Origin of the sequence: Salinispora tropica CNB-440, from assembly GCF_000016425.1 — a bacterium.
GTDB lineage: Bacteria > Actinomycetota > Actinomycetes > Mycobacteriales > Micromonosporaceae > Micromonospora > Micromonospora tropica.
In genome coordinates, this window is record NC_009380.1 from 704,278 (window position 1) to 719,585 (window position 15,308).

The 15,308-nt window shown below is 69.3% G+C and carries 14 protein-coding genes; 6 read left to right on the forward strand and 8 right to left on the reverse strand.

Annotation, left to right across the window (positions count from 1 at the left end; all coding sequences use genetic code 11):
• Window positions 1-51: 51 nt before the first annotated feature.
• From STROP_RS03160 to STROP_RS03170, 3 genes are read right to left on the reverse strand one after another with little or no spacing between them, the layout of a single operon-like run.
• Entirely contained in the window at window positions 52-1,161 is a 1,110-nt protein-coding gene (locus STROP_RS03160) for a sensor histidine kinase (RefSeq protein ID WP_011904536.1), read from the reverse strand.
• Window positions 1,158-1,880 (reverse strand): response regulator transcription factor, encoded by a 723-nt coding sequence (locus STROP_RS03165; protein WP_011904537.1) that lies wholly within the window; start codon window positions 1,878-1,880, stop codon window positions 1,158-1,160. The genes STROP_RS03160 and STROP_RS03165 overlap by 4 nt, the downstream gene beginning before the upstream one ends.
• The gene (locus tag STROP_RS03170) at window positions 1,877-2,815 is read right to left on the reverse strand and encodes a F510_1955 family glycosylhydrolase (RefSeq protein WP_028565941.1); all 939 of its coding nucleotides are present in this window, start codon (window positions 2,813-2,815) and stop codon (window positions 1,877-1,879) included. Before STROP_RS03170 ends, STROP_RS03165 begins: the two co-directional genes overlap by 4 nt.
• A gap of 209 nt (window positions 2,816-3,024) precedes the next feature.
• On the opposite strand from STROP_RS03170, the gene STROP_RS03175 reads away from it, so the two are divergent.
• Both STROP_RS03175 and STROP_RS03180 read left to right on the forward strand, forming a co-directional pair.
• Complete coding sequence (locus STROP_RS03175; RefSeq protein ID WP_011904539.1) at window positions 3,025-4,551, forward strand: multicopper oxidase family protein; 1,527 nt, start codon at window positions 3,025-3,027, stop codon at window positions 4,549-4,551.
• Between the two features lie 254 nt (window positions 4,552-4,805).
• A complete protein-coding gene (locus tag STROP_RS03180; RefSeq protein ID WP_011904540.1) occupies window positions 4,806-5,231 on the forward strand; it encodes a hypothetical protein in 426 nt (141 codons plus the stop codon).
• A 265-nt stretch (window positions 5,232-5,496) separates the two neighbouring features.
• On the opposite strand, the gene STROP_RS03185 is transcribed toward STROP_RS03180, so the two are convergent.
• On the reverse strand, window positions 5,497-5,700 hold the full coding sequence (locus STROP_RS03185) for a cold-shock protein (RefSeq protein WP_011904541.1): 204 nt from the start codon (window positions 5,698-5,700) through the stop codon (window positions 5,497-5,499).
• 604 nt (window positions 5,701-6,304) lie between these two features.
• Window positions 6,305-6,802, reverse strand: coding sequence for a YcxB family protein (locus STROP_RS03190; RefSeq protein ID WP_026275392.1), 498 nt, complete (start codon window positions 6,800-6,802; stop codon window positions 6,305-6,307).
• Between the two features lie 341 nt (window positions 6,803-7,143).
• Here STROP_RS03190 and STROP_RS03195 point away from each other — a divergent pair, with 341 nt between their 5' ends.
• On the forward strand, window positions 7,144-7,530 hold the full coding sequence (locus STROP_RS03195; RefSeq protein WP_018831419.1) for a hypothetical protein: 387 nt from the start codon (window positions 7,144-7,146) through the stop codon (window positions 7,528-7,530).
• Between the two features lie 48 nt (window positions 7,531-7,578).
• Complete coding sequence (locus tag STROP_RS03200; protein WP_011904543.1) at window positions 7,579-8,040, forward strand: hypothetical protein; 462 nt, start codon at window positions 7,579-7,581, stop codon at window positions 8,038-8,040.
• 302 nt (window positions 8,041-8,342) lie between these two features.
• Here STROP_RS03200 and STROP_RS03205 read toward each other — a convergent pair whose 3' ends face one another.
• Both STROP_RS03205 and STROP_RS03210 read right to left on the reverse strand, forming a co-directional pair.
• Window positions 8,343-9,671, reverse strand: coding sequence for an MFS transporter (locus tag STROP_RS03205; protein WP_011904545.1), 1,329 nt, complete (start codon window positions 9,669-9,671; stop codon window positions 8,343-8,345).
• The gene (locus tag STROP_RS03210; protein WP_011904546.1) at window positions 9,671-10,945 is read right to left on the reverse strand and encodes an FAD-dependent oxidoreductase; all 1,275 of its coding nucleotides are present in this window, start codon (window positions 10,943-10,945) and stop codon (window positions 9,671-9,673) included. Before STROP_RS03210 ends, STROP_RS03205 begins: the two co-directional genes overlap by 1 nt.
• Window positions 10,946-11,299: 354 nt before the next feature.
• Between STROP_RS03210 and STROP_RS03215 the strand changes: the two genes are divergently transcribed.
• On the forward strand, window positions 11,300-12,643 hold the full coding sequence (locus STROP_RS03215) for an aquaporin (RefSeq protein WP_043535171.1): 1,344 nt from the start codon (window positions 11,300-11,302) through the stop codon (window positions 12,641-12,643).
• Window positions 12,644-12,812: 169 nt separating this feature from the next.
• Complete coding sequence (locus STROP_RS03220) at window positions 12,813-13,796, forward strand: serine hydrolase domain-containing protein (protein WP_011904548.1); 984 nt, start codon at window positions 12,813-12,815, stop codon at window positions 13,794-13,796.
• Window positions 13,797-13,892: 96 nt separating this feature from the next.
• Here STROP_RS03220 and STROP_RS03225 read toward each other — a convergent pair whose 3' ends face one another.
• Window positions 13,893-15,290 (reverse strand): aminotransferase-like domain-containing protein, encoded by a 1,398-nt coding sequence (locus tag STROP_RS03225; protein ID WP_018833466.1) that lies wholly within the window; start codon window positions 15,288-15,290, stop codon window positions 13,893-13,895.
• Window positions 15,291-15,308: the final 18 nt, after the last annotated feature.

A 15,308-nucleotide genomic window follows, 5' to 3' on the forward strand; every position in this document is an offset into this window, starting at 1 on the left:
TGGGTGCCGAAGCGGGCCCTGGCGGAGTTCGCCAGGGCCCGCTTCGTCCGGTCAGACCTGCGCCTGTCCCGCCGGTGGCAGGACCACCTTGACCATCGCGCCACCGCCCGGGACGTTCTCGGCCCGTACCCGTCCCCCGTGGGCGCTGACCACGGCTCGCACGATGGCGAGCCCGATTCCCGACCCGCCGTTGCCCCGGTCCCGAGCGGTGTCGACCCGGTAGAAGCGTTCGAAGATGTGCGGGAGGTGCTGCGCCGGGATGCCGGGACCGGTGTCGGCCACCGCCAGCTCCACACTTCTGGCACCGCCGATCACGTGTACCGTGACCGTCCCGCCCTCGGGCGTGTGCCGTAGCGCGTTGTCCAGCAGGTTGCCGAGTACCTGCCCCATCCGCTGTGGGTCGACGTCGACCTGCGGGGACGGGCGAAGGTCGCTCCGCAGCGTCACGCCCTTGCCGGCGTAGCGGGGCCAAGCCGCGGCCACGGCATCCCGGACCAGGTCCCCCGGGGCCGTCCGTACCGGGTGCAGGTCGAGCTGATGTGTCTCGGCGCGGGAGACCGCGGCGATGTCGTCGGCGAGGCGGTGCAGCCGATCGGTCTGGGCACGCAGCACCGACTGGAGGTCTTCGTCGTCGACGGCGACGCCGTCCTCAGCCGCTTCGAGGTACGCCTCGATGGTGGCGAGCGGGGTGCGCAGTTCGTGGCCGAGGTCGGCGAGGAGCCGTCGCCGGGTCGCTTCGACGGTCTCCAGGCGTTCCGCCATGGTGTTGAAGGAGTCCGCGAGGATCTTGAGCTCGTTGCCGAGGCCAGGGTCGGCCATGCGGACGTCGTAGTGCCCGTCGGTGAGGCTGGCCGACGCGTACGCGAAGTGAGTGACCGGGCGGGCGATCCGCCGTGTCGCGTACGCACTGGCCGCCAGCGCCGCAATCAGCGAGGCGAGCAGACCGACACCGAGCGCGAGCGCGTTCGCCGAGGCGTACGCCTGCTCGACGTGCCAGCGCGCCTCGGCACCGACCTCCCCGCCGACCCGCCCCAGGTGCGCATGGAAGATCCGGGGTCCCACTGCGACGGCGACCAGCCCCAGGGTCAGTCCGCCCACGGCGAGCACGAGCACCTGCGCGGCGAAGAGCCGCACCGCGAGGTTGACGCGCCGGAGGTTCACGACTGCGGTCTCATCCGGTAGCCGATGCCCCGTACGGTGAGGATGAACCGGGGACGGGCGGGGCCGTCGCCGAGCTTGCGGCGCAGGTGTCCGATGTGTACGTCGACCAGGCGCTCGTCGCCCACCCACCCGTCCCCCCACACCGCGGTGATCAGCTGGGCGCGGCTCAGCGCGACGTTCGGCCGGCCGGACAGAACCGCCAGCAGATCGAACTCGGTGCGGGTGAGCGGCACGGGCACCTCGTCGAGGCGGGCCTCGCGGGCCGGCACGTCCACCTCCAGTGGACCGAACCGGCGCAGTGCCGGCTCTGGCCTGATGCGCGGCTGGCGTGGGCGACGCCGCATCGCCGCGACGCGGGCGACGAGTTCTCGAGGGCTGAACGGCTTGGTGAGGTAGTCGTCGGCCCCGACACCGAGCCCGGTCAGCTTGTCGGTCTCCTCCGTGCGGGCGGTCAGCATGATGACGTAGCAATCGCTGAACGCCCGCAACCGCCGGCACACCTCCACACCGTCGAGGCCGGGCAACATCAGGTCAAGGACAACGACGTCGGGCTCGTCCTCCCGCGCGGCGTCCAGCGCCGCCGGGCCGTCAAAGACGCAGCGCACCTGGTAGCCGTCGCGTTCGAGGTAGCTCGCGACGACCTTGGCGAGGCTCTGTTCGTCGTCGACGACCAGCACTCGTCCATTCGTGTCCTGGTCCCTCGCGGCCCTGCTCCTCACTCCGGTGCGTACCGATCGGTCCAGGTGGCACCGCCGTCGGTGCTGGCGACAACCCGGTCACCGCTGAGCGCGGCGAAGAGGGTGCCGTCCTGCACGGCGAAGCTGTCGGGCTCACCTGGCACGGCACCGCGCCGCTGCCACTGCCCCCCGCCGTCGGTCGACGACCAGACCGCTCCGTCCCGGGCGACCGCCCACACGCCGGTGCGGTCCCAGGCCAGCAGGCCGACAGCGGGAGTGTCGGGCACCGACTGCCAACTGCGGCCACCGTCGGTGGAGCGCTGCAGGCCGTCGCGTCCGACGGCGAGGACGGTCCCGCCGTCGATCGGGCTGACTGCGAACGCGCCGATCGCCGTCCGGGAACGTTGCTCCCAGCTCCGCTGGTCGGCGCTGACCATGAACGCGCCGTCGGTCGAGTTGTAGCCGTAGACCGAGCCGTGGGCGACCTGGAGCCCGTGGAAGTCCGCCGCACCGGAGAGCGACTTCTCCTGCCAGGTCGCGCCACCGTCGGTCGACTCGATCAGGCCTACGTTGGCCGGACCGTGCGCGGAGTGGCCGGAGGCCAGGAAATGCTGGGGGCCGACCACGGTGAAGCCCATCAGGTCCAGATCGTCCTTCGACACGCGTACGGCGGTCCGCGGATCGTCGATGCGGAACAGACCGACGTGCGTGGCGACGTGCAGGGCGCTGCTGCCCGGGTCGATCGCGATCCCGTGGACGTGCCCGAACCCCTGGTTCCCGGCATCACCTGTGGTGTGGTCGTCCGAAGATCCCTGACCGCGTAGGGCGAACACCACCACGGCGGTGAGGACGGCCAGCCCGGCCAGCGCCGCGATGACGATCTTCCGTGTCGGTGCGGCCGACGCACTGCGACCCTGCGTCTTCCGCCCGGATCCGGGCGTGCTGCGCGGTCGCATCGGCTGCGACGTCCTGCTCATCGGTTACGTCCACTTCCTCGTCGTTGACCCAACCGCCCGGAGTGCCCCCGGGTGCGGCTTCAGGGTGACCTCTCGTCCCTCTCAACCATGGCGCGAAGCCGGCGGAACGACCCCATCGGGGGCCATGAAGATTCTCTGAAGATGCGGCCCGATCCCTACGTGCCGGGCCGGCGGTTAATCATGCTGGAGACGGACACCAAGGAGTTTTCATGGCATTGCTGCTCACCCGTCGCCACCTGCTTGCCGGGACCGCTGGCGCTGTCGGTCTCGCCGGGACCGCCGGCATCGTTGCCGTCGCCGCCGAACGCGCTGCCCCGAAACTGGTCGACCCCCACGCCGAGGCCATCCGCCGAGCCGAACTGGCCCGGCGCCGATCCGGCGCCGCCACCGTCCGCGCCACCCTCAACCCCCGCCCGGTGACCCTGGATCTCGGCGGCGTGACAGTCGACACCTGGGGCTATGCCGAGGCCGCCACCGGCCCGCTGATCAGGGCGAAGGCCGGCGACCGGCTCCGCGTCGACGTGGTCAACGACCTACCCACGGACACCAGCGTGCACTGGCACGGCGTCGCGATGCGCAACGACATGGACGGCGTCCCCGGCGTCACGCAGGACCCGATCGGCGCGGGCGGGCATTTCACCTACGAGTTCATCCTGCCCGACCCGGGAACCTACTTCTACCACCCGCACTCCGGCGTGCAGCTCGACCGGGCGCTCCACGGCGTCCTGATAGTGGACGACCCGAACGACGCAGGCCGCTACGACCAGGAGTGGATCGTCGTCCTCGACGACTGGGTCGACGGCACCGGTCGCACGCCGGACGACGTCCTGGCCGCCCTCGGCGCGGACATGAGCGGCATGCACGGCGGGCACGGCATGCCTGGCATGAACCACGGCGCCGGGATGCCGATGGGCGGCGGTGAGATGGAGACCATGATGTCGCCGCTGCTCGGCGGCGCGGGCGACATTGACTACCCGCACTACCTGATCAACGGCCGGGTGCCGGCCGCCCCCGTCACGCTCACCGCCCGGCCCCGTCAGCGGGTACGCATTCGGCTGGTGAACGCCGCCTCCGACACCGCGTTCCGGGTGGCGCTGGGCGGACACCGGCTGACTGTCACGCACAGCGACGGATTCCCGGTTGTCCCGGACGTCACCGACGCACTGGTCGTCGGGATGGGGGAGCGGGTCGACGTCGAGGTCGTCGTCGCCGACGGGGCGTTCCCCCTGGTCGCGGTCGCCGAGGGCAAGACGGGGCAGGCGCTCGCGGTGGTCCGGACCGGAGGCGGTAGGCCACCGTCGGCCCAGGTACGCGCGGCCGAACTCGACCGGCGCGTCATCCTCACCAACCAGCTGCGGGCCGACGACAGCGTGCAGCTGCCCCAGCGCTCCCCGGACCGGACCCACGACCTGGTTCTCGGCGGCAGCATGATGCCCTACCGCTGGACCATCAATGGCAAGACCTTCGGCGACGCCGAGTCGCTCCTGGTGCGGGAGGGCGAACGGGTACGGCTGCGGATGGTCAACCAGACGATGATGTTCCACCCCATGCACGTGCACGGGCACACCTTCGCCCTCCGCGACGGTGGCCCCCGAAAGGACACCGTCATCGTGACCCCGCGCCAGACCGTCACCGTCGACCTTGACGCGGACAACCCCGGACAGTGGATGACCCACTGCCACAACATCTACCACGCCGAGACCGGAATGATGATCAACCTCGCCTACCAGCTATGAGCTGCCCGGACACGTGAATGGTCCGGCCACCGTCGTCGCCCCGACTTCCCGGGGCCGTCTCGCTGGACATCAGACTCCCCTGCTGCTCCTTCTCGCCGTGGCATCGGGAAGGTCCGCCCAAGAACCGACTCGTCGCTGCCCGGACCGGGGCTGACCACGCCGTTCCGCGGCACCAGTAAACTGGCGCACTGGCGGGGAGAGGCTGTTGGCGCGCAGTCGCCGAAGTCCGCGGCGGACGCGGGCTGGGTGAGTCGGTGGGTGGGCTGGTCGTTCCCACGGTTGATGAGCTTGTATCACGGTGGGTCGGGTTCGTGGCCGAATGTGAGAAGTCATATCAAGGTGATCTCGATGAGTACTACAACTTCATCGGCCTTAGGAGTATTTTGTCCGGCTTCTTCTCAAATGAGAGGATGATTGCATACACGGACGTTGTGGATTGTATCTTCAAGGTGGTCCAGGCGGATCGGCGTCTCGTTGCATTGCTGGACCATGAGCAGCCCGTCGACGTCGCTAGAGGCATGATCGATGACGGCGCCGCGTGGTATTGGCACTTCTTCCCACGCTACTGCGGCCCAGCTCTCGCCGAGGAGGTCCACGTGAACTACCAGATAACCCTGGAAGTGAGGGGCAAGCCGTCCGTGGATTCGCGCGGACACCGACAGCGGTGCCGGCCGCGGTGACCGCTGCCGTCGTGGCCGACCGCCTCGGCCGGCGTGTTCGGCCGGTGTGACCGGTCCGCGGCGCTCTCGTCGGGCTTGGCCTCGACTTTGGCCTTGGATGAGTCGCAATGCGCCCAGTCGCACGGTGCTATGCCTCGACCTGGCGTCAAAGCCGAGCTGGCCGGCCTTCTGTCGATCAGGCATCTCCGCGATTGCCGTGGTATGCGCATGAAATGCCGAACGGCGGCCCGCTGAACCAGTCGGGCCGCCGTCTACAGAATGTGGATCAAAGCGGGCGGATGTTCTCCGCCTGCGGGCCCTTCTGGCCCTGGGTGATGTCGAACTCCACCTTCTGGTTCTCGTCGAGGCTGCGGAAGCCGCTCGTCGCGATCGCGGAGAAGTGGGCGAAGACGTCGGCGCCGCCGCCGTCCGGGGTGATGAAGCCGAAGCCCTTGTCGGCGTTGAACCACTTCACGGTACCTGTAGTCATGTCTGCTCCTTCGCAGGCTGTCAGAAACCGCACTGTGCGGGTTCCCTTCCGCCGCCGCGTTGATTACCCGCGTCGAAACGACACGAAAGGCGCCTGGCTTGGGTTTCAGATGCCTCATCAGGAGCCGAAAAACGTCTACGGAAATCAAAACTGCAACGCGGCTACGGTAGCATACGATCCATCGTCGATCCCATGGCGGTGATTGGGCCTCTGCTCACCACGCCCGGCCTGGCCCGCCCGATTGGCCAGAGTCACCTATTCGATGTGCCTGGAATCTCTCGGCTGAGAGGGCTTCGGTTCCGCAGTGCAGCCCCACGGTGCTCGACAGCAGAGGTGCGGTTGCGGGGTGACGCCGTGGCGGTGGCCTGGTGGCTGACGAGCCACGCGACAACATGCTGCACGTGTAGGCCGACGGCGAGTTGTAGCACGACCTGATCCTCGGCGACGCGAACCCCTTGCTGCTCGCAGGGAGTTGGATGGGCGCAGCGCCGCGGGCGCCCCGAGCCGGTGCGCAGGTAGGCGCTGACGGCGGTGAGCGGAAGCGAAACCCAAACGACACCTACTGTGACATGGTCGGCTCGCCGGCTTCGTCCCCGAATGCGATCTATCGGACCTGAAGCAGCCCGCGTTCGGTCAGGTAGGCGCGTAGCGTCTCGGCGTCCTCGGCAGACATCAACCGACGGGGGATTACGGTTGCCGGCATCTGACCGACGTACAGGATCCAGAACTCGGGGGTGTCCTTCACCTGATCGACCCCGTCCCAGGCGATGCCGCTGGACTGCGAGCCGCTGCGCATCAGAATGTTGTCGTCCGTAATCTCATAGGCGCCCTCGACAGCGTAGCCACTGGACCGACGCCGGGCGCGCAGCCGGACCCACGGCCAGTACAGCATCGCCAGCAGGCCACCCGTGAGCATCGTCAGCCACAGCGGCTGGATCTGGTCGCCCCACCCGAGGCTCCGCGCTACGGCGAGGCCGGCCATCCCCGTCGCTGCCAGCGCCGCGCCGAGGTACAAGTACTTGCGTAGCTGATCAATGGTGAGCGCAGCGGCCACCCGGCTCGGGTAGGCGGGATCGGCCGGGACGTCAAAACGGATGTGCACGCCAGAACGATAGTGCCCCGTAGCCCCGACGGGCAGCTGTGTGGCAGGTGCTGTCCTGCACGCCGCTGCCGGGGACACCAGCACCGCTTAGGGCGTCAGCGCCCGGCGCACACACACCCGCAAGGAGCCTGGCCGTGCCGGTTCGCGTGGCCCTCGGCGGGCTGGTGTCATCGCGGGGCCGGGAACCGGTCTATCGGTCAGCCACGGTGAGTTGCTGGTTCGGCCGGCGGATTTGTGCTGGGCTACGACATGTGAACGCGGTTCGGACTGGCAACGTCTTGGTGGGAGCGGCCGGTCGAGATCGGGGGTGGGCGGCTCGTGTGGTGTGGAAAACTCTCGCGATGAGCTCAGGTCTTCCCCGTACGGTCAAGGCGGTCGATACTTCGGAGTTGATCCGCCTGGACGCCGAGGCGATCGAGTGCGGGCTGAACCGCAATCACGGGGCAGGATGGTTGGTGGAGTTCGCCGATCCGGCAGCGGTGCACTATCTGTGGCCGGTGCTGGTGCACCGGGCAGGGCACCGACCTGAGTCTTCGCCACACTGGCGGTGCATGTTGCTATTGACGGTGCGAGACGGTCAGCAAGTCTTTTCCCTGCTCGATGTCCTACCCGCCTCATTCGAGGATCTACCCGAGACGCTGGACGCAGCCATGAAAACCGAGGTCGCCCACCGGTTGAATTGTGGTGGCCTGCCGACACAGGCACAGTGGAGCGAGCTCAACTCCTGATCTGGGTACTGCTTTGCGGCGACCGACCAGCTGGCTGATACTCGACGAGTGATCTATGTGGCGGCGGGCGACTGGGAGGGCGACGAGGTCGAGCCCATTGACCTGGACTGGCAGCAAGGCAGCAACCTCAACCGTTGTCGGAGGCCCGCAGATGTCGACGCGGCCTTCGACCGTGGAGAGGAGCACGTCGGGGCCGCGCTGATTGCCTTGGTTCACAACAACCCGGACACCGACGCGGTCCTGCCCAGGGTTGCCCGGGGGCTACGCTCTCCGCATCCGGAGACCCGCAGACAGAGTTTGCTCGCCCTGATGCACACCGCCCGTCTCCACGGCCGGGTGGATGCCGTTACCGTGGAACTGCTCCATGGACTGCTATCCGACGGCACCCCGATCAGCGCCGGAAGCCCATATGAGGTGCGGGGCACGGCGACCCAGACGGTCGGAGACCTCACGGTGTTCCTTCCGTCCGCGCAGTTGCCGGACTGGGTGAACCACGTCAGTGACTACTGACGATTGGAACGCCCACGTCCAGCAGGCCCGAACAGAGACCGCCGTACGGCGGCGTTGCTTCGAAGTCGTCGGGTTCGAGGCCGGCAGGCTTCACTCGTGGCGGTGTAACAGCCTGCAACGCGATGCCCAAGATCGCCTCGGGATCACCGTCAATGAGCTCGGGCTCCTCAACACCGTCGAGCAGGCGCGGGCTGCGGCCGAGATGGCCAACCGCGACGCTTCGGGCTCAGGTGCCGTACACCCGGGTCGACGCACATTGTGCCTGCGGGGGTGCGACGGTGACCTTTGCCGTCGACACCTCCTCAGTTGGTCCGGCCACGGTCGCCTCCGGTGCCCCCGTCTCTGCCGACATCAGTGATGCCGACCAGGCCGAGGGAATCGTCCTGCTGGTTGGCGGCAGCGAGGACCTTCGCTCGGGCGGTGACGCCGATGGCGGCGAGCGCGCAGCAGGTAGCCACGCCGACGAGCAGGGGTGCGTAGCCGACGCTGATGTGCAGAAGCGCGGCGGCAGCGAGAGGGCCGGTGGCTTTGGCGACGGTGACGGGGGCGGCGAGGCGTCCGGCGATGGTGGCGTAGGCGGTGGTGCCGTACTGCTCGGTGAGCAGGGCGGGGGTGGCGAGGCTGGTGATGCCGAAGCCGAGTCCGAAGCCGATCACGCTGATGATCGCGCCGGTGCGGGTGGCGGCGAGCAGGGGCATGGCGAGTACGGCGGCGGCCTGGGTGGCGTAGACGGCGGCCACGACGGTGCTCACACGCAGGTGGCGGCGGGCGGCGGTGAGGACGAGCCTGCCGGTGACGGAGAGGACGCCGAGCAGGCCGGTGGCGGTGGCCGCGAAAGTGGCGGGGTGCCCACGGCTGATCAGATAGCCGATGAGGTGCACGGTCATGGTGCTGGTGGCGAGACCGTGGGCGGTGAAGGTCGCGGTCAGGATCCAGAAGCGTGAGTCGCGCATCGCGGCGTGGACGACCGCCCGTCGTCCGGGGTGCGCGCGTCGGACTGGGCCGGCCGGTGCGGTACCTGTCGGTCGGGGCTTACGGACTGTCATAGCGTGCAGCGGCACGGTCACCGTGCCGTGGATAGCGGCGAGGACGAGCAGCGCGCCGCGCCAGCCGAGGTGTTCTGTCAGCAGACCGGTCAGGGGCATGAAGACGGCGCTGGCGAACCCGGCCACGATGGTGACCGCGAGGAGGGCGGTGGCGCGCCGGTCGGGAGTGAACAAGGAGACGATGACGGCGAAGGCGGGTTCGTAGAGCACCATCGCGCCGCAGGCGCCGATGCCGATCATGACAGCGTAGAGCTGGCCGATGGTGTGGACCTGGGACCAAGCGATCAGCAGCGCGGTGGCGATGATCGAGCCGGTGGTCATGAGCGCGCGACCGCCGTGGTGGTCGAGCCACCGGCCGACGGGGATGGCCATGAGGGCGCTGGTAAGGACGGAGGCGGTGAGCGCGCCGGTGACGGCGGCGGTGGACGAGCCGATGCTGGTGGCCATCGGCGTCAGTAACACCGGGTAGGCGTAGTAGAGGGTGCCGTAGCCGATGGTGGAGGTGATGGCGAGGGCGGTGACGACCCGCCAGCCGTGGTGCCCGCCGACGGTGGGGTCAGCGGGCACGGTCGTAGCGGTGGGCATCAGCAGCCGCCGGCCGGCGGGTCGGCGGGGTTGCTGTTGCACACACCGGTCTCGGGCAGGTCGAGCTGGACGTCACGGGCGGCAGCCCAGTCGCCGGCGAGGGCGGCCACGACGGAGCGGGCCTGCTCGTATCCGGTGGCCATCAGGAACGTCGGCGCGCGCCCGTAGCTCTTCATCCCCACGGCGTAGTAGCCCACTTCGGGGTGGGTGAGTTCGTCGACGCCGTGCGGGGGGACGGTGCCGCAGGAGTGCTCGTTGGGGTCGATGAGCGGGGCGAGGGCGCGGGTGGCGCCCATGACTGGGTCGAGGTCCAGGCGCAGCTCGGCGGCGATGCAGTGGTCGGGGCGGAAGCCGGTGGCGGCGACGATCCGGTCCACGGTGAGCGACTCCTCGCTGCCGTCGCCGTGGCGCACCACGACGGTCACCCGGCTGTCGGTGGGGGTGAGGGCGTGTACGGAGAAGCCGGTGAGCAGCCGGATCTGGCCGGCGTCCACGTGGGCCCGCAGCCGGGAGCCCAGCGCCCCGCGGGCGGGGAGGGCGTCGGCGTCGCCACCGCCGTAGGCACGCGACGGGGAGGCGGTGCGGATCGCCCAGGTCACCTCGGTACCCGACTGTTCGATGGCGAGGTCGGCGAGGGAGAGCAGGGTATTCGCGGCGGAATGACCGGCGCCGACGACGAGGGTGTGCCGGCCGGCGAACCGGTCGCGGTCGGCCCCGAGTACGTCGGGCAGGGCGTGCTCCAGGTACGCCCTGGCGTCGGCCTCACCATGGGCGGGCAGGCCGGATGCCCCGAGGACGTTCGGGGTGCCCCAGGTGCCGGAGGCGTCGATGACCGCGCGGGCGAGCATCTCCTCGCCGTCGGCGAGACGGACGAGGAACGGCGTCGTGTCGCGGCCGGCGGTACGCAACCGGTCCAGGCCGAGGCGGCTGATCGCCTCGACCCGGGCGCCGTAGCGCAGGTGCGGCTTGAGCTGCGGCAGCTCGGCGAGGGGCTGGAGGTACTCGGCGGACAGTTCGGCGCCGGTGGGCAGGGCGTCGAGGTCGGGGGCGACCCAGTCGGCGTCCTCGAGCAGCCGCCGGGCGGCGGGGTCGATGTCGTACCGCCACGGGGAGAACACCCGCACGTGGCCCCACTGGCGCACCGCCGCGCCAGCGGTGTCGCCGGCTTCCAGGACGAGGAACGGCAGGCCGCGCTCGTGCAGGTGGGCGGCGGCGGACAGGCCGACGGGGCCGGCGCCGATCACCACGACCGGAAGGGTGTCCAGGGTGCGCATCAGGCAACTCCTCTGTTGGCAACTGTCGAATCAGGGGGGTGGTCGGTGTCCGTCGCGGCCATCGGCCGTACGGCGACAACCGCGCGCCCGGTCAGGCCGGTGGGGCCGTAGCTGCCGCCAGCCGTCATGATCCTGTACCCGCCTCACTCTGTCTTGACGTCTGTCAAATCAGAGAGTTGCACGGTGGTTAGAAGGAAGTCAACCTAGAGGCATGTCTAAGTAGCCGGCTCCGCCCGTCACCATCGAGCTGAACGCGGCGAGCTCCAGCTGTGCGCCGTCGACCCAGCGGCGGCTGCTCGCGCAGCCGACCTGCCCGACCTCCGGGACAGCAACCCCATGGGAGAGAACAGACCGATGACCCCCACCCTGTGGCGGCGCCTGCTGGCCGAGTTCACCGGCACCGCCCTGCTGGTTACCGCCGTGGTCGGCTCCGGCATCATGGCCGCCACCCTCTCCCCGGCCGACGTCGGCCTGCAGCTGCTGCAGAACTCGATCGCCACCGCCTTCGCCCTCGGCACGCTGATCCTGATCTTCGGGCCGGTATCCGGCGCGCACTTCAACCCCGTCGTCTCCATCGCCGACTGGTTCCTCGGCCGCCGCACCGGCACCGGCCTCACCGCCCGCGACCTGGGCGGCTACGTCGTGGCGCAGGTGCTCGGTGCGATCGCCGGTTCGGTGCTGGCGAACCTGATGTTCGACCTCGCCGCCGTCGACCTCTCCGGCAAGGACCGCGCCGCCGGGCACCTGTGGCTCGGCGAGGTCGTCGCCACCGCCGGCCTGATCCTGATCATTTTCGCCCTCGCTCGCTCCGGCCGCGCCCCGATCGCTCCCGCCGCCGTCGGCGCCTACATCGGCGCCGCGTACTGGTTCACCTCGTCGACCTCGTTCGCCAACCCGGCCGTCACCGTCGGCCGCGCGTTCACCGATACCTTCGCTGGCATCGCCCCCAGCTCCGTACCCGGGTTCGTCCTCGCCCAACTCGTCGGACTCGCCGTCGGCGTCGGTCTCCTGGCCGCGCTCTACCCCGACGCCGGGCAGGCCGCCGACCACGTGGTCGTGCCCCTCCCACGACAGCGGCCCGGCGCTCGGCCACAACAGCCTCCCCGACCCGCACCTGCCCGCGATCTCCGACGAGGCTCCGGTCAACCGGTCCCGCAATCCGCACTGCATGAAAGGCTCGTGATGTCCGACAAGCCCAGCGTCCTGTTCGTCTGCGTCCACAACGCCGGCCGTTCCCAGATGGCCGCCGGATGGCTGCGCCACCTCGCCGGCGACACCGTCGAGGTCCGCTCCGCCGGCAGCGCACCCGCGAAGACCGTCAACCCGGCCGCCGTCGAGGCGATGCGGGAGGTCGGCATCGATATCACCGACCAAACCCCCAAACTCTTCGAGTACGCCACCGCGGAGTCCTCGGACGTGATCGTCACCATGGGCTGCGGCGACGCCTGCCCCGTCTTTCCCGGCAAGCGCTACGAGGACTGGAAGCTCGACGACCCTGCCGGCAAGGGCGTCGACGCCGTCCGCCCGATCCGTGACGACATCCGTACCCGGGTGGAGAAGCTCCTCGCCGAGCTGCGCCCCGCCGTCGGAGAGGTTGACCGCGACGTAGCCGGCGGCGGTGACGGCCAGGTGCGGTTGTCGGCGCGGTTGTCGGGTGAAGGCCGGCATCTTCGGCCCGGCGGCACCAATGGCGTTTGACCATTGTGGATCGGTTCTGGGCATGGTGGTAGGCCGACTGCCGTGACGGCGGGCGTGGTCTCCTGGGTCCCCGGGTTGTCGGGGCGGTGGCTGGGCTGGTCGCCAAGGCGAAAATTCCGGTATAACGGACGCTCCGTTGGTCGACATCCCTTTTGCGGAGGTGCCCGTAATGAAGCAGTTGCGTGACCGTCTCGACGAGTTGCTGCAAGCTGGCCAGCTCGGCGGCCTGCACGCCGTCGTGGCGGTTCGCGGTGGCCAGACCTTGCTGGAGTACTACGGGACCGGCGAGGACTTCGCCTGGAGCGACTCTCGGGGCATCGTCGAATTCGGGCCCGAGACGCTGCACGACATCCGGTCGGTCACCAAGAGCGTCACCGCGCTGTTGTACGGCATCGCACTCGGCGACGGGCTGGTCCCGCCGCCGGAGGAGCCGCTCGTGCCACGGTTCCCGCAGTACCCCGATCTGGCCGCTGATCCCCAGCGTGCCCGGCTCACCGTCGCGCACGCGCTGACGATGTCCTTGGGGCTGGAATGGAGCGAAGACCTCCCGTACAACAGCCCGGCCAACGCCGAGATCGCGATGGAGCTGGCACCAGACCGGTACCGATACATCCTGGAGCGGCCGATCCTCGAGCCGCCCGGCACCCGATGGACGTACTGCGGTGGTGCCACGGCCCTGCTCGGCCAACTGATCACCGACGGCACCGGATTGTCGCTGCCGCAGTACGGTCAGGCCATGCTGTTCACGCCGCTGGGTATCGACCAATTCGAGTGGATGGCCGGCGCAGACGGAGTGGCCTCTCCAGCCTCCGGGCTGCGACTTGCGCCCCGCAACCTAGCCCGGCTCGGCGAGCTGGTGCTGGCCAATGGAGCCTGGGACAGTCAACCGCTTGTCCCGGCCGGCTGGATCCATACGATGCTCCAGCCGCGACTACAGACCACCTGGGGCGGGCAGTACGGCTACCAGTGGTATGTCGAATCCACCAAGGACCCACAGCTGGTAGCCGGCATGGGCAATGGTGGACAGCGCCTGTACGTCCTACCTGACCTGGACCTTACCGTGGCCGTCACCGCTGGCAACTACGACGATCCCGACCAGTGGCGGACCCCGCTCGCGGTGCTGGAGCAGGTCATCCTTCCCGCAGTGGCGTGACCGGCGAGGCCGTCCTTCACCGTCGACGAGACCATCCGTAGCCCAACCGCCGCTGTGCCGGTCCTGCGAGGGCGCTGGTGGTGTGGGAACGGGAGTTCACGGCTCGATGATCAGTGGTGCGAGTCGGCGGATCGCGTCCGCGACATCGGAAGCTGATGGCGCCGCCGCGTAGCTGATACGTATCCGCGTCGGGTTGCTGTCCGTGACGTAATAGTTCGTGCCCGGTGTGACGGCGACGCCCTTCGCGAGGGCAGCGGCCGTGAGTTGCTGTTCGTCGAGGTGGGCGGGGAGCGAGACCCACAGGTGGTAGCCGCCGCGGGGGCGCAGGGCGAGAGCGTGGTCGCCGAACGTGGCCGTGACGGCTTCGGTGGCCACCGTGCGGCGGTGCGTCAGGGCGACGCCGAGTGCCTTGAGAGTTCGCCGCCATCCGCTGGAGGTCACCACCTCCAGGGCGGTGAGCTGCAACGGGGCGGGAACGATAAGGGTGTCGATGAGGTGTGCCGATCGTAGGCGGGCAAGGACCTGGCCCCGGGCTGCGATCGCGCCGACGCGCAGGTTCGGTGATGTCACCTTCGTCAAAGATCTGATGTGGACGACAGTGCCGTCCGGGTCGTGGGAAATCATCGGAGGGGGTGTGGGATCGGCGTCGTCGTGGGTCATGTGTCGGGCGAAATCGTCTTCGACGACGAAAGCGCAGTGGCGGCGGGCGATGGCTTTGATCTCGTGTTGGCGGGCCATCGACAGGCTCGCCCCGGTGGGGTTCTGGAACAGCGGCTGGACGATGATGACCCGGGCTCGCGTACGGGTGAGGGCTTGGTCGAGATGATCCGAGCGCAGGCCATCGGTGTCGAGGGGAACCGGCACCGGTCTTAGACCGGCGGCCTGGGCGGCGGCGATGGTGCCCTGGTAGGTCGGCGACTCGATGATGACCGGCTCACCTGGCTGGGCGAGTGCGCGCATCGTCGTGGCGAGCGCGCTCTGCCCCGCCGCGCACAGGAGTATGTCGTGTCGTCCGAGGCCACCCCCGATGTCGGCGGCGAACCAGTCGCGCAGTTCGGGCAGGCCAGCGGCGGGCGGGCGGTCCCATGCCTGCGCGCGTTTCGCGGCACGGGACAACGCCGTTGCCAGGGCATCCAACGGCTGTAGCCCGGGGTGGAGGTAGCCGCCGCTGAGATCGACGATGTCCGGGTCTGGCGTCAACAGTGTTCCCATCCAGGCATGTGCCTTGAAGTCCCGCTGGCTGCCGACCGGCGATGCATGGGGACCCGCAGCGTCGAGGGCCGATTCTTGCCAGGACGTGTCCCCGGTGGGGGTCACCCGGCGGTCGGCGGTGCGGTACGTCCCTGCGCCTGGGCGAGACACGATGAGTCCGCGCTGGGTAAGGAGGGCCAGTGCCGCGGAGACGGTGGTCCCGCTGGCCGAGAACCGTTTCACCAACTCTCGATGGGTCGCGATGCGAGTGCCTTCGGGTAGCGCCTCTATCTCCTCCGCCATCGCATTCGCAAGGGTTCG